This is a genomic window from Aliiroseovarius crassostreae (assembly GCF_049803815.1).
In the GTDB taxonomy this organism is placed as follows: Bacteria; Pseudomonadota; Alphaproteobacteria; order Rhodobacterales; family Rhodobacteraceae; genus Aliiroseovarius; species Aliiroseovarius crassostreae_A.
Window position 1 is genome coordinate 794,730 of the sequence record NZ_JBNAGI010000001.1, and the last position, 13,689, is coordinate 808,418.

16 protein-coding genes are annotated in these 13,689 nt (G+C 60.7%); 1 reads left to right on the top strand and 15 read right to left on the bottom strand.

What is annotated here, in order from left to right:
* The 9 genes from ACP15V_RS03865 to ACP15V_RS03905 form a co-directional block, all read right to left on the bottom strand.
* Positions 1-1,272 (bottom strand): amino acid ABC transporter permease, encoded by a 1,272-nt coding sequence (locus ACP15V_RS03865; RefSeq protein ID WP_424942359.1) that lies wholly within the window; start codon positions 1,270-1,272, stop codon positions 1-3.
* Positions 1,273-1,395: 123 nt separating this feature from the next.
* Entirely contained in the window at positions 1,396-2,415 is a 1,020-nt protein-coding gene (locus ACP15V_RS03870) for an amino acid ABC transporter substrate-binding protein (protein ID WP_424942360.1), read from the bottom strand.
* A 256-nt stretch (positions 2,416-2,671) separates the two neighbouring features.
* On the bottom strand, positions 2,672-3,382 hold the full coding sequence (locus ACP15V_RS03875; protein WP_424942361.1) for an ATP12 family chaperone protein: 711 nt from the start codon (positions 3,380-3,382) through the stop codon (positions 2,672-2,674).
* Positions 3,379-4,062, bottom strand: a complete 684-nt coding sequence (locus tag ACP15V_RS03880; RefSeq protein WP_424942362.1) for an HAD-IA family hydrolase — start codon at positions 4,060-4,062, stop codon at positions 3,379-3,381. Before ACP15V_RS03880 ends, ACP15V_RS03875 begins: the two co-directional genes overlap by 4 nt.
* A gap of 198 nt (positions 4,063-4,260) precedes the next feature.
* The gene (locus ACP15V_RS03885) at positions 4,261-5,307 is read right to left on the bottom strand and encodes an RluA family pseudouridine synthase (protein WP_424942363.1); all 1,047 of its coding nucleotides are present in this window, start codon (positions 5,305-5,307) and stop codon (positions 4,261-4,263) included.
* On the bottom strand, positions 5,304-5,681 hold the full coding sequence (gene crcB, locus ACP15V_RS03890; RefSeq protein ID WP_424942364.1) for a fluoride efflux transporter CrcB: 378 nt from the start codon (positions 5,679-5,681) through the stop codon (positions 5,304-5,306). Before crcB ends, ACP15V_RS03885 begins: the two co-directional genes overlap by 4 nt.
* Positions 5,682-5,712: 31 nt before the next feature.
* Positions 5,713-6,324: a cytochrome b/b6 domain-containing protein gene (locus tag ACP15V_RS03895; protein ID WP_424942365.1), complete on the bottom strand. Its 612-nt coding sequence runs from the start codon at positions 6,322-6,324 to the stop codon at positions 5,713-5,715.
* Between the two features lie 94 nt (positions 6,325-6,418).
* Entirely contained in the window at positions 6,419-7,762 is a 1,344-nt protein-coding gene (locus ACP15V_RS03900; protein WP_424942366.1) for a replication-associated recombination protein A, read from the bottom strand.
* A gap of 78 nt (positions 7,763-7,840) precedes the next feature.
* Positions 7,841-8,347, bottom strand: coding sequence for an autoinducer binding domain-containing protein (locus ACP15V_RS03905; RefSeq protein ID WP_424942367.1), 507 nt, complete (start codon positions 8,345-8,347; stop codon positions 7,841-7,843).
* 132 nt (positions 8,348-8,479) lie between these two features.
* On the opposite strand from ACP15V_RS03905, the gene ACP15V_RS03910 reads away from it, so the two are divergent.
* Positions 8,480-8,716 carry a hypothetical protein gene (locus tag ACP15V_RS03910; RefSeq protein ID WP_424942368.1) on the top strand — a complete coding sequence of 79 codons (237 nt, stop codon included), beginning with the start codon at positions 8,480-8,482 and terminating at the stop codon, positions 8,714-8,716.
* Positions 8,717-8,723: 7 nt separating this feature from the next.
* On the opposite strand, the gene rplQ is transcribed toward ACP15V_RS03910, so the two are convergent.
* The 6 genes from rplQ to secY form a co-directional block, all read right to left on the bottom strand.
* Positions 8,724-9,146 (bottom strand): 50S ribosomal protein L17, encoded by a 423-nt coding sequence (rplQ, locus tag ACP15V_RS03915; RefSeq protein ID WP_424942369.1) that lies wholly within the window; start codon positions 9,144-9,146, stop codon positions 8,724-8,726.
* A gap of 276 nt (positions 9,147-9,422) precedes the next feature.
* A complete protein-coding gene (locus tag ACP15V_RS03920; protein WP_424942370.1) occupies positions 9,423-10,439 on the bottom strand; it encodes a DNA-directed RNA polymerase subunit alpha in 1,017 nt (338 codons plus the stop codon).
* 114 nt (positions 10,440-10,553) lie between these two features.
* Entirely contained in the window at positions 10,554-10,943 is a 390-nt protein-coding gene (gene rpsK / locus ACP15V_RS03925; RefSeq protein ID WP_133484925.1) for a 30S ribosomal protein S11, read from the bottom strand.
* Between the two features lie 15 nt (positions 10,944-10,958).
* A complete protein-coding gene (gene rpsM / locus ACP15V_RS03930; protein WP_424942371.1) occupies positions 10,959-11,327 on the bottom strand; it encodes a 30S ribosomal protein S13 in 369 nt (122 codons plus the stop codon).
* A 379-nt stretch (positions 11,328-11,706) separates the two neighbouring features.
* Positions 11,707-12,285 (bottom strand): adenylate kinase, encoded by a 579-nt coding sequence (locus tag ACP15V_RS03935; RefSeq protein WP_424942372.1) that lies wholly within the window; start codon positions 12,283-12,285, stop codon positions 11,707-11,709.
* Complete coding sequence (gene secY, locus ACP15V_RS03940; protein ID WP_424942373.1) at positions 12,282-13,637, bottom strand: preprotein translocase subunit SecY; 1,356 nt, start codon at positions 13,635-13,637, stop codon at positions 12,282-12,284. Before secY ends, ACP15V_RS03935 begins: the two co-directional genes overlap by 4 nt.
* Positions 13,638-13,689 lie beyond the last annotated feature (52 nt).

Here is a 13,689-nt window from a genome sequence, read left to right on the forward strand (position 1 = left end):
TCAGCGCTCCTTCAGCTTCACGGATTCATTGTACCAGTTCATCACCGCCGAAATGGTCAGCGAGATGGCGAGGTAGACCAGCATCAACAGAAGAACCGTCTCAAGCTCGCGCCCGGTCTGGTTCATGGTGATGCCACCCAATGTGCCCGTGATGTCCATATACCCCACCGCAATCGCCAGGGACGAGTTCTTGGTGAGGTTCAGGTAGTTCGAAATCAGCGGCGGGATGATCACCCGCAGCGCCTGCGGCAGGATCACCAGGTTCATGGTCCGGTTCGGACGCAGCCCCAGCGCACCGGCGGCCTCTGACTGGCCTTTGGAAATGGCCATGATCCCCGCGCGCACGATTTCCGCGATGAAGGCGGCGGTATAGAGTGACAGCGCCAGCCACAGGGCAATCAGGGAGTTGCGCATATAGATGCCCCCCTTGAAGTTGAAGCCCTTCAGTTCGGGATAGCCAAGGTGGAAGCCCAGCATCACCAGAATGATGATGCTCGGCACAAACACAACGCCCAGACGCCAATACCAGGTGGTCGGGCGGTCGCCGGTGGCCTCTTGTATGCGATCAGCGCGGCGTTTGATGCGCGAAGAGATAAACAGCCCGCCGATGAACACCGCAGCCAGCACCAGCAGATCGATGCTGATGTCAAAGCGCAGGCTGGAATTTCCAAACAGGTGGATATTGCCCAGCGTGTTGTGAAACAGCGGTTCCGGAACATAGATGCCCCGGTTGGTGAAGGCCACGCTGTCAAACAGCTTCATCGTCGCTTCGGGGTTTTCACCCCGGAACGCTTTGGGCGCCGGCAAGGTTTCGATCAATACCGCCATGGTAAAGACGATCCACAGAAGGACCGGCACATTGCGGAACCCTTCGACGTAGACGGCGGACAGGCGCGAGACGATCCAGTTGGGTGACAGGCGCAGAACGCCGATGATCACGCCAAGGATGGTGGCCGTGATACAGCCCATGACAGCCACCAGAAGCGTGTTCAAAAGCCCCATGAAGGAGGCGCGCAAATGGGTGTCACGGCTGGTATACTCCAGCAGGCGTTGGTTGATGTCATATCCGGCCGGTTCGCTGAGGAAGCGGAAGCTGGGCTCTTTGCCCAGATCGGCCAGGTTGTTGGCTGTGTTGGAAAACAACCAGCCCAGAAGGGTCAAAAAGCCGATCAGTGCGATGATCTGGATCGTCATCGACCGATAGCGGCTATCATATAGAAGCATCGACAGGCGGAAAGACGCCTGAGGCTGCTGGTCAGGTATGGTGGTCATTTGGGACATCCCCGTTGCCTCTGGCGATTATCTTGAGGAGCGCGTCTTTTGCGCGCGTGGCCAGAGTGCAGTCGCTTGGTTGGGAAAAAGGGCGCGGTTTCCCACGCCCTTCTTCAATTGCTCTTACCGGAACGGCGGCGAGTAGATCAGGCCGCCATCACGCCACTGGGCGTTCAGGCCACGGGCCAGACCAATCGGGGTGTCTTCGCCGATATTGGTTGCAAAGACTTCGCCATAGTTGCCAACCGACGCAATAGCGCGGCGGGCCCAGTCAGCGTCCAGGCCAAGCATTTCGCCCAGGTTGCCTTCGGTGCCCAGCAGGCGGTTGATTTCCGGGTTGTCCCCCGGCGCCGACGACAGCTCGGCCACGTTGGTCGAGGTGATGCCAAACTCTTCTGCGGTGATCAGAGCGTTGAGCGTCCAGCGCACCACGTCACCCCATTCGTTGTCGCCGTGGCGGACCAGCGGGCCCAGCGGCTCTTTCGAGATGATCTCGGGCAGAATGATCGACGCCGACGGATCTTCAAAGGTCGAACGGGCTGCGGCAAGACCAGATGCGTCGGTGGTGTACACGTCGCAGGAACCGGCATTGTATTGCTGCAGGGCTTCGGCCTGGGTTTCAATCGGAACCGGTTCATAGCTCATGTTGTTGGCGCGGAAGAAATCGGCCAGGTTCAGTTCGGTGGTGGTCCCGGTCTGAATACAGACGGTTGCGCCGTCCAGTTCCTTGGCCGAGCTTACGCCCAGATCTTTCGACACCATGAAGCCCTGACCATCATAGTAGTTCACGCCAACGAAGGTGAACTTCAGGTCCACGTCACGCGACAGGGTCCAGGTGGTGTTACGGGCCAGCATGTCGATCTCGCCCGAGGCGAGAGCGGTAAAGCGGGTTTTGCCGGTGGTCGGAACAAATTCCACAGCGTCCGAATCGCCAAGCACGGCGGCAGCCACCGCGCGGCAGACAGAGACGTCAAATCCTTCCCAACGACCGTTTGCATCCGGCGCGGCAAAGCCCGGTACGCCGGTGGCAACGCCACAGTTCAGCTTGCCACGGGCCTTGACGTCATCAAGGGTGGCAGCCGCCGAAGCGCCAGCAGCGAGACCAGCAATGGTCAGTGCGCCAAGAAATACGGTTTTCTTCATATTTACCTCTTCCTGATTTTCCGCCCCTTTCATTGGGGCGATGCCCGGTTGTTCGGGCGTTTATATACGGCCCGGGGGCCGCAGGTAAGCTGGTGAGCGAGGACATCCCCCCCTCAACGTGCGGAGAGTGTGGGCGAATTCATCAGAATTCGTCAAGGGTTACATCGAAATTATCGATACGTGACCCCGGGGAAAGCGACAAATTCTGTCAGGCGCTAACGTGGGGGTTGAGATGATTTTCGGCAGGGCGACGGATTTATCCGGCACAATGTCGGAAAAACAGCGCTGCATGCAGAAATTCGCCGCGTTTGACGTCAGCCTGCTTGGTGGCCTCTTCGTCCTCGCCCCATTGCTCTTCTTGCCATTTTTCGTCCAGACGGGACAAATCCCAGGCCTCTTGTGCGCCCAAATGCCCCTCGGTCACGGCAAATCCCAGCACCAGCGACCCGGAAATTCCGACCAAATCGTGAAAGGCCGCCAGTTCAAACGGCGAAAAGGCGTGAACGCGGGTGGTCAGGCGGGCCAGGGCCGCCGGATCTTGGGGGCTGTGAATCACCCCTGACACCGGTTTCAGCCGCGCCCCAAGCGCGTCTGCCGCCCAGTCCAGCACCGGGTCCCATTTGGCGGCCTGACGGTCAATGAGTTCCTGCGGATGGGTCGCGCGGTAACACAGAAGATCGCTGTCGCCATACGCCGCGAGCATATCGGCCACCTCGGCAAATTGCGTCGCCACCTTGTCGATCGCGGAGTTGGCGGAGCGGGTCACGGGCATGGTGTTCGGGTCCACCTGGTCCTCTTGCGCCTCCCATTCGGCGGCAATCGCCTCGGCCATCGCGCGCGTCGGCACCGCGAAGGCGGTTTTCGCCGGGGTTTTCACCGCGCGCCCATCGAGGGTCACGGTAAAGCCACCCTCACACGGGGCGACCTCTGTCTGTTTCCAGAACCGTTTTGCTGCCCATCCGCTCATGTTGTCCCCCATAGTTCGTCCAGCGCCGGGATCAGCGCGTCAAAGTGATCGACCAGCCGGTCGGCGCCCGCCGCAATCAGCTGATCCGTGTCATGATAGCCCCAGGTCACGCCGATGGTTTTGAACCCGGCGGCGACCCCCATGGCAATGTCAAACGCCGTGTCGCCGATCATCACCGCCCGATGTGCCTCGGCCCCGGTGTCGGCCAGTGTGGCCTGCAACATCGAGGGGTGTGGTTTTGACGGGTGGTCGTCGGCGGTCTGGCTGGTCAGGAAGAAATGCCCAATGTCATGGGCATGATAGGCGTGGTCCAGACCGCGTCTGGCCTTGCCGGTGGCAACCCCCAGCAGCACCTCGTCGCGCTTGTGCAGGGTTTCGAGCGCGGCGCGCGCTCCGGAATACATCGGCGCGGCCGCCTCGCCGCCTTTTTCCGCCCGCAGCTTGATGAACATGTCCTTATAGCCGTCTGCGGCGCGCGCCACGTCCCGCTCCGCCATCTCCGGCACCAGCGTGGCAATGGCGTCATGCAGCGACAGGCCGACGATTGACAGGATCTCTTTGCGGGTCGGGACCGCGACCCCCATGTCGGTGAACGCCCGCGACATGGCTTCGACGATGAAATCCTGACTGTCAATGAGCGTGCCATCAACGTCGAAAACGGCAAGTTTCAGGTCAGACATAAGGGGCTCCCACACGGCGCCCGACACTGGGTGGGCGCATCATGACGTCGGTCAGAGGGGCACAGCCCCCCCCGGGCAATGCGGTGGTGCAATCGGCAACAGAAGAGATGCGCCCTCCCGGGGGGAGGGTCGGGCGCCGTGTGGCTTCGCCCCACGCGGTGCGTTCATGTCTTACGGCCCCCTTCAAGATCATCCCACTCACAGCGCCTCAAACGGGTCATCTGCGGCCAGATCCGGGGTCCAGCCCAGCGTGTCAAAGGTCTGCGCCATATGGTCAGGCAGATCGGCGGTCACGGTGACGGGTTGTTTGGTCACGGGATGCTGGAAGGTCATCGAACGGGCGTGCAGGTGCAGTTTCTTCGAAATCACCCCGCCCATCATCGCGCCCCAGCCGTCACCAAGGTTTTCCTGCCCGGACCCGCCATATTTGCCATCGCCAATGATCGGGTGGCCAATTTCGGCCATATGCGCGCGCAGCTGGTGGGTGCGCCCGGTGATCGGCTCCATCGCCACCCAGGCAGCGCGCGAGGCGACACGAAACAGCGTGGCATAAAGCGTGTGCGCGCGTTTGGCACCGGGCGTGGATGACATGTCGCGCGGATGCACCGCGTGCATTTTCTCGCCCTGCCCCGATCCTCCGCCACCTGCTTTGACCAGACCAAAGCGGATCTCGCCCAGATAGGGCACCGGCACGCCGGCCACCACCGCCCAGTAAATCTTGCGCGTTTCCTTGTGGCGGATCGCGGCGGTCAGGCCCGAGGCCGCCGCCTGCGTGCGCGCCAAGAGCAACACGCCCGAGGTGTCTTTGTCGAGCCGATGCACAAGGCGCGGCTTTTCCTCGTAATCGAACTTCAACGCTTCCGACAGCCCATCCACATGGCGTGTCTGTTTCGACCCACCTTGGGTCGGCAGGCCGGGCGGCTTGTTGATCGCGATGATGTGCTTGTCGCGGTAAATCACGCAGGATTGGATCAATTTCGCGTCGGCGTCGCTGACCTTCGGTTTCGCCTTGGGGCGGCTTTCGATGCCCCCTTCGGGCACGGGCAGCGGCGGAATGCGCACCTCCATCCCCGGCCCCACGCGGGTCGAGGGTTTGGCCTTGGCGCCATCGACGCGGAACTCGCCCTTGCGACAGCCCTTTTCGATGCGCCCCTGCCCCACATGGGGAAAGATCCGTTTGACCCAACGATCCAGCCGTTGTTCGGCCTCATCCGGGCCAAGGGTGATCTTCTGCACGCCGCTCATGCCAGCACCATACGGGTGGCAAAAACCCCCGCCACAATCGCCGCCAGCGACAGGCCCACGGACGCGAGCACATAGCCAAGCGCCAGCCCGTGTTCGCCGCGTTCATAAAGCGCAAGCGTATCGAGCGAAAAGGCCGAGAAGGTGGTGAACCCGCCCAGCACCCCGGTCATCAGGAAAGGCGCCAACGGCTGCCCGCCTTTCTTCGCGATCGTCACCATCAAAACCCCCATCAGGAAGGACCCCAACACGTTCACCACCAGGGTGCCCGCCGGAAAGCCCGGCCCAAAGGCGCGCATCGCGCCCACATTGGTCAGATAGCGCAGGGAGGCGCCGATTGCCCCGCCAAGGGCCACGTGCAAAAGATGTGTCATCATGGCGCCTGACTGCGCCGCCCGGCCCATATTGTCAAGCGTCGGGGGTGTTTTCACCCGGATCGCGCACCGCTTTCACGCCGGTGATCATCGGCGTCACCAGATCCTCGCGTTTCCAGATCCGGTAAAACAGGATTGCGGCCAGATGCAACCCGATCAACGCGATGACCAGATTGGACAGGCGGTGGTGCCAGCCATTGGCCCAGCGAGCCCATTCAAACTCCACCCAGCGCGCCAACGGCCCGGCATTGATGTAATCATCGGGATCCGAAAAGAGCCCGGTTGCCGCCTGCGCGGCCAGAACCGCCAGCAATGCAAAGACCGACAAAGCGCCCGCCGGGCTGTGCCCGGGCCAGAAACTGGGCCTGCGCGCGGGCAGATCGCGCAAATAGGCAAAGGTGGCGCGCGGACCAAACATAAAACTGGCAAACCGCGCGGGCTTCGGCCCCACCAGCCCCCAGATCAGACGAAACACCAGAAGGCCGATCACCAGATAGCCCAGGTAAAAATGCAACGTCATGATGGCTGGGCCGAACTTCGCCAGCACAATGGTGGCGATCACCGCCGCCGCCAACAGCCAATGAAACACCCGCAACGCCAGATCCCACACCGGAACCGCTTGCGCTTTGCTCGTCTGCTCTGACACTTCATTCTCCCTATGGCTTACCGATGTCCTGACCTTATTTTCTGGTCTTAAGTATCCCGGGGTGAGCGAGCTTGTCTCGCGAGGGGCAGCGCCCCTACCCCCTGCCCCGCTTGTCCCGCAGTTTGGCAAAGTAATCCGCCCGGCGTTTCAATTCGCGTTCAAAGCCGCGTTCCACCGGCAGGTAATAAACCCCGCGCTTCATCCCGTCCGGGAAATAGTTCTGGCCGGAAAACCCGTCAGGCGCGTCGTGATCATATTCATAGCCCGCGCCATAGCCCTGATCTTCCATCAGCGAGGTGGGCGCGTTGAGGATGTGTTTGGGCGGCGGTTCCGACCCGGTTTTCTTCGCCGCACGACGGGCCGATTTGATGCCCACGTAGACCGCGTTGGATTTTGGCGCAAGCGCCAGATAGACGGCGGCGTTGGCCAGCGCCAGCTCGCCTTCCGGGCTGCCCAGCCGTTCGTAGGTCTGCCAGGCATTCAGGCACACGGTGTTGGCCTGCGGGTCGGCCAACCCGATGTCTTCGGTCGACATCATGGTCAGCCGGCGCGCGAGAAACCGGGGGTCTTCACCGCCCTCTAACATCCGCGCGAGCCAATAAAGCGCTGCGTCCGGGTCTGACCCGCGGATGGATTTGTGCAGGGCGGAGATCAGGTTGTAATGCTCATCGCCCGACTTGTCGTAGACGGCGGCGCGTTTCATCAGCCGTTTTGACAGGGTTTCGGTGTTGAGCTTGCCGCCCTCGGCCGGCAGTGTCCACGCCATGACCTGCTCGATCAGGTTCAAAAGCGCGCGCCCATCCCCATCGGCCATCTCCAGCAGCGCCTCACGCGCCGGGCCATCCAGCGGCAGGGCACGGTCCAGTTCCTTCTCGGCCCGCTGCGCCAACCGTTCCAGATCAGTCAGCGTCAGCCGGGTCAGCACCAGAACCTGCGAACGCGACAGCACAGCGGCATTGAGTTCAAAGGACGGGTTTTCCGTGGTGGCCCCCACCAGCAGAATGGTGCCGTCTTCCATATAGGGCAGAAACCCGTCCTGCTGGGCTTTGTTGAAACGGTGGATCTCGTCAACAAACAACAGGGTGCCCTGCCCGTTCTGGCGTCGGATCTTGGCGGCCTCGAACACTTTGCGCAGTTCGGGCACGCCGGAAAAGATTGCGCTGATCTGCACGAAATGCAGGTTGGTTTCATGGGCCAGCAGCCGCGCGATGGTGGTTTTGCCCACGCCGGGCGGCCCCCAGAAGATCAACGACCCAAGCGCGCCTGCGGCCAGCATCACGCCCAGCGGAGCCTCCGGGCCCAGCACCTGTTCTTGCCCGATCACCTCCCCCAGGGTTTTGGGGCGCAGCCGGTCCGCCAGCGGGCGCGGGGCCGTGGTGGCCGGGGTGTCGGCATCCGGGCCTGCCGGGTCTGGAGGGGTGTCAAAGAGATCGGTCATGGGCGAAGACTAGGCCGCTGCCCGAAGGGTGAAAAGAGCAAAACGTTCACAATGCCACCGCGACCCCGACGATGGGGATCACAACAGGTTGTATTCCTGCGCGCGCTGTACGGCCTCGGCAGTGGTGCGCACAAACAGCCGTTCGCGGGCCGAGCGCAACCGCGCCTTCAGTGCACTTTCCGAAATGCCCAGAAGGGCCGCGGCCTCGGCGTGGCGGCTGCCTTTTGCAATCAGGCGAAGCGCCATGCGCTGCGCGGAGGTCAGCTGTTCGGGGGGGGTAGATTTTTCGTGCAGCTCGGCGACAATGTCCTGGATCCTGGCGATCTCGTCATCGGTAAATTCGCGGTCATCCCGGGCGAACCCGCCGATTGTGCGGGACGAGGTCGGTCCATAGGATACGACCAACCCGTAGGTCAGCCCGAAACTGGCGGCCTGATCCAGAATGCCATGCGGGTCTGGCAAGTCCACGTCGCTCCAGCGAATCGCGCCTTCATTGCCAAATCCCCAAAACACGGTAGGGTCCCCCAGCATATACCCTTTTTCCGTATAAAGTTCGGTCCAGCGGGGATCATAGGTCTGGATCATCAGATGTGCTGAGGCGTACCGGATATGAAGCCCGAGCGCATACCCTTTTGGGGACAAGTCAGCCAACTTGGCCAACCCCTGATCGAGACCTTTCACGTGATTTTTTCCCTGTGACTTTCGCGCATATTCTGGATGCACATCATTTTGGACGGCACCCGCATTGTCAAACAACTTAACGGCGATTGCAAGCGTCATACGCTTTCCTTAACCGTGCAAAACACCATGAAAAGAAAAGAAAAACAGCGCATTCCCAAGGGGGAAATATTTTTCCAACAAGTCAGAATTTGTCGCAGCAAGCTTGTAGAAAGCAAGGTTATGCAGGCAATAAAAAACCCCGCCAAAAGGCGGGGTTTTCACCGGGTCAAATGAGCCGGGTTTATTCTTCGGCAGCTGCTTCTTCAGCTTCCAGGCGGGCGCGGTCAGCGGCACCTTTGGCGTCGGCATCACGGTCCACGAATTCGATGATCGCCATCGGGGCCATGTCACCATAGCGGAAGCCAGCTTTCAGAACGCGAACATAACCACCGTTGCGCTCGGCAAAGCGCGGGCCGAGAACGTCGAACAGTTTGGCCACGTGCTGGTCCTGCTTCAGGCGCGATGCGGCCTGACGGCGGGCGTGCAGATCGCCGCGTTTCGCCAGGGTGATCATTTTCTCGATGATCGGGCGAAGCTCTTTGGCTTTCGGCAGGGTGGTTTTGATCTGTTCGTGTTCGATCAGCGAACCGGCCATGTTGGCAAACATGGCTTTACGGTGTTCATGGGTGCGGTTCAGGCGGCGGTAACCACGAGCGTGACGCATTTTCTTTATCCTTCTTTGGTGCCCTTGAATGAGCGGTGCTTTGTCTGAGAACCGATGCGTGTCGGTCCCTCTCCTTGGGGCAGGATTGCCCGGGTGTGAAATCCTTGTGATCTCGCACCGGCCGTCAGGTGATTTTCACTGAAAATCGCCGAGAGGCCATTTCCCCACCAATGTGGGCATTCTTATGTCGCATTCCCGAACCGCAAAACCGGTACCCATTTTTACTGGGAATGCTCACGGGGGCCGCTCTACGCCGCCCCCGCAAACTTGTCAATCTTAGAACTGGTCTTCGAATTTCTTCGCCAGCTCTTCGATGTTTTCAGGCGGCCATTCTTCGACATCCATGCCAAGGTGCAGGCCCATGCCGGACAACACTTCTTTGATTTCGTTCAGCGACTTGCGGCCGAAGTTCGGGGTGCGCAGCATCTCGGCTTCGGTCTTCTGGATCAGATCGCCAATGTAAACGATGTTGTCGTTCTTCAGGCAGTTGGCCGACCGCACCGACAGTTCCAGTTCGTCCACTTTCTTCAGGAGAAGCGGGTTGAACTCGAGCCCATCATCTTCGTCCTGGCGACCCGCAGCTTCCGGCTCGTCAAAGTTCACGAAGATTGACAGCTGGTCCTGCAGGATGCGGGCCGCAAAGGCAACCGCGTCATCCGGGGTCACGGACCCGTCGGTTTCCAGCTTCAGGGTCAGCTTGTCATAGTCCAGAACCTGACCTTCGCGGGTCGGCTGCACGTCGTACGACACTTTCTTGACCGGCGAATAGATCGCATCCACCGGGATCAGGCCAATCGGCGCATCTTCCGGCTTGTTCTTGTCGGAAGCGACATAGCCTTTGCCGGTGTTGACGGTCAGTTCCATGAACAGATCCGCGCCATCGTCAAGGTGACAGATCACGTGGTCTTTGTTCAGGACTTCGATGCCAGCCGATTCCGAGATGTCACCAGCGGTCACAACCATCGGGCCTTTGGCGGAAATCGACAGGCGCTTGGGGCCTTCCACTTCCATAGACAGGGCCACACCTTTGAGGTTCAGGATCACGTCGGTCACGTCTTCGCGCACACCGGCGATCGAGCTGAACTCGTGCAGAACGTTGTCGATCTGAACGCTGGTGATGGCCGCACCTTGCAGCGACGACATCAGAACGCGGCGCAGCGCGTTGCCAAGCGTCAGACCAAAGCCACGCTCCAGCGGTTCTGCCACAACGGTGGCCTGACGCGCGGGATCATTGCCCGGCTTGACGTCCAGCTGGGTCGGCTTGATCAATTCTGCCCAATTCTTATGGATCATGTGTCCCTCCATTCCTGTCCGTGCCCCATGTTCCGTATAGGCAGGACGCCCGAGGTTGAAAAACGACAAAAGCCGGGGGGCAGGCGTGCTGCTCCCCGGCGGTAATTTTGGTGCTTACACGCGGCGGCGCTTCGGCGGGCGGCAGCCGTTGTGGGCAATCGGGGTCACGTCGCGGATCGAGGTGATGTTGAAACCGATTGCGGCCAGGGCGCGCAGAGCCGATTCACGACCCGAACCGGGGCCCTGAACTTCGACTTCCAAGGTTTTCACGCCATGTTCCTGGGCTTTTTTGCCAGCGTCTTCCGCAGCCATCTGAGCGGCATACGGGGTCGACTTGCGCGAGCCTTTGAACCCCATGGTGCCAGCCGACGACCACGAAATGGCGTTGCCTTGCACGTCCGAGATCAGGATCTTGGTGTTGTTGAACGACGAGTTCACGTGGGCAACGCCCGACGCGATGTTCTTGCGCTCTTTGCGCTTCATGCGGGTCTTATCACGAGCCATTGGTCAAACCCTCCCTTACTTCTTCTTACCGGCAATGGCCTTTGCGGGGCCTTTGCGGGTGCGAGCGTTGGTGTGGGTGCGCTGACCGCGAACCGGCAGGTTGCGACGGTGGCGCAGGCCACGGTAGCAGCCCAGGTCCATCAGGCGCTTGATGTTCATGGTCACTTCGCGACGCAGGTCACCTTCAACGGTGTAGGTGGCGTCGATGTGCTCACGAATGGCCAGAACTTCGGCATCCGACAGTTCGTTCAGGCGACGAGAGCGGTCGATGTTCAGGGAGTCGCAGATGGCTTCGGCCGAAGTGTGGCCAATACCAGTGATATAAGTCAGGGCGATCGGGACCCGTTTGTGGGTCGGGAGGTTTACGCCGGCGATACGTGCCAAGTGTATTTTTCCTTTTCGTTGCGGTTCCGTAGTTCCGGAACCTTTTTTCACAACCAAAGCCCGCGGAGTTTTTTCCTGCGGGCTCGTGCTGAACTCTGGTCTGGTGGCTTCCGGGCGCGACCCGTAAAGACTCACCGATTCCCGTAAGGGATGGGGTGACTTAGAAGGGTTTTAAAGAAAGGTCAAGGCAGGAATTCCGGCGGGTGGTTTCAGCCGGGAAAATCCCGCGCGGGCCACGGCTGGCGCGCGGGGCCCGGTGCGGTGGCTTGCGTGCGGAGCTTCGGGGGTCTGGGCGCAGCCCGAGGTGGTGCCCGCCTGCCCCAAAGCGAAACGCCGCGCGGTGGCGCGGCGTTCAAACAAGTGCCGGATCAGCGAACGATCAGCGGTCCAGAAGCCCCGCAATCGACGCTTTTACTTCGTCGATCGTGCCCAGACCATCGATGGATTTCAACCCGCCCTTGGCCCAGTAGTAACCGATTAGGGGCGCGGTCTTCTTGTAGTATTCCATCAGGCGGAAGCGCACGCTTTCTTCGTTGTCGTCGGCGCGGGCTTCTTTCCCGGCGGCGACCGCCTCGGCGGCGCGGTTGACGATGCGCTTGACCAGCGTTTCGTCATCCACCTGCATTTCAATGACCATATCGAGGCTCTCGCCCTGCTCTTCCAACAGAGCCGCCAGTGCGTCGGCTTGCGGCAGGGTGCGCGGGAAGCCATCAAAGATGAAGCCCCCCTTCTTGTCGCCCTGCAGCTTTTCCTTGATCAGGCCGATGACGATTTCATCGGTCACAAGCCCACCGGCATCCATGATGGCGGCGACCTTGAGACCCATCTCGGAGCCCGAGCTTTTGGCTTCGCGCAGCATGTCCCCGGTGGAGAGCTGGATCATGTCCCGCTCGTCTACCAGGATTTGTGCCTGTGTGCCTTTACCGGCGCCAGGTGGTCCGAGAAGAATGATGTTCATCGTCTGGCTGGTCCTTTTTTCTTGCGTTTTTTGCCCCGCAGTTGGGATTTCTCGATCAGGCCTTCATACTGGTGCGCCAGCATGTGCGACTGAACCTGTTGGATCGTGTCCATGGTCACCGAGACCACAATCAGAACCGAGGTGCCGCCGAAGTAGAACGGGATGGCCAGCTGGCTGCGCAGCACTTCCGGCAGCAGGCAGACCGCGGCCAGGTAGGCCGAGCCCAGCACCAGGATGCGGGTGACGATATAATCCAGGGCAGCGGCGGTTTTCTTGCCCGGTTGGATGCCCGGAATGGACCCGCCCTGGTTCTTCAGATTGTCAGCCACATCGTCCGGCTTGAACGCAACTTCTTTGGTGTAGAAGAAGGTGAAGAACACGATCATGGCGGTGAAGAACAGAAGATAGAGCGGCTGGCCGGGGCCGAAATAAGCGAGGATCGTCGACATCACCGGGCCGTGCTGGCCGGTCGAGAAGGTCGAGATTGTGGTCGGCAGCAGCAGAAGGGCCGAGGCGAAGATCGCCGGGATCACGCCCGCCGGGTTCACCTTGATCGGCAGGTGCGAGCTGTTGGCCTCATAGACTTTCATGCCCACATTGCGGCGCGGATACATGATATGCACCTTGCGCAGCGCGCGTTCCATGAAGACCACAAAGGCGATCACGACAGCAATCATCACCATCACACCGATGATCACTCCGGGGCTGATCGCGCCTGAGCGGCCCGAGGCCAGGAACTGGCCCAAAGCGGCGGGGATTTCGGCGACGATGCCGACGAAGATGATCAGCGAGATGCCGTTGCCGATACCGCGTGCGGTGATCTGTTCGCCCAGCCACATCAGGAACATGGTGCCGCCCACAAGGGTGATCACACAGGAGGCGAGGAAAAACAGGCCCGGCGTGGTGACCAGGCTGCCCGCCTGAAGCGAGTTTGCCAGCGCGAAGGCCTGCCCGGTGGCCAGCAGAACGGTGCCATAGCGGGTGTATTGGTTGATCTTCTTGCGACCTTGCTCGCCTTCTTTCTTGAGCTGCTTCAAGGGTTCCCACATGGAACTGAGAAGCTGCACAATGATCGAGGCCGAGATGTACGGCATGATGCCCAGGGCAAAGATGCCCATCCGGGACAGCGCGCCGCCGGTGAACATGCCCAAAACGCCGGCAATGCCCGATTGCGCCTGTTCCATGAACTCGCGCAGGGCGCCTGCATCAATGCCGGGCACCGGGATATAGGTGCCGATGCGATAGATGATCAGCAAGCCGATGGTGAAGAAAATGCGTTGGCGCAGCTCGGTTGCTTTGCCAAAAGCCCCCCAGCTCATATTTGCCGCCATTTGTTCTGCTGCAGATGCCATAAGGCCCCCTCATTCAAGTAAAACACCGCCAGACCGTTCCCGGCTCTGGCGG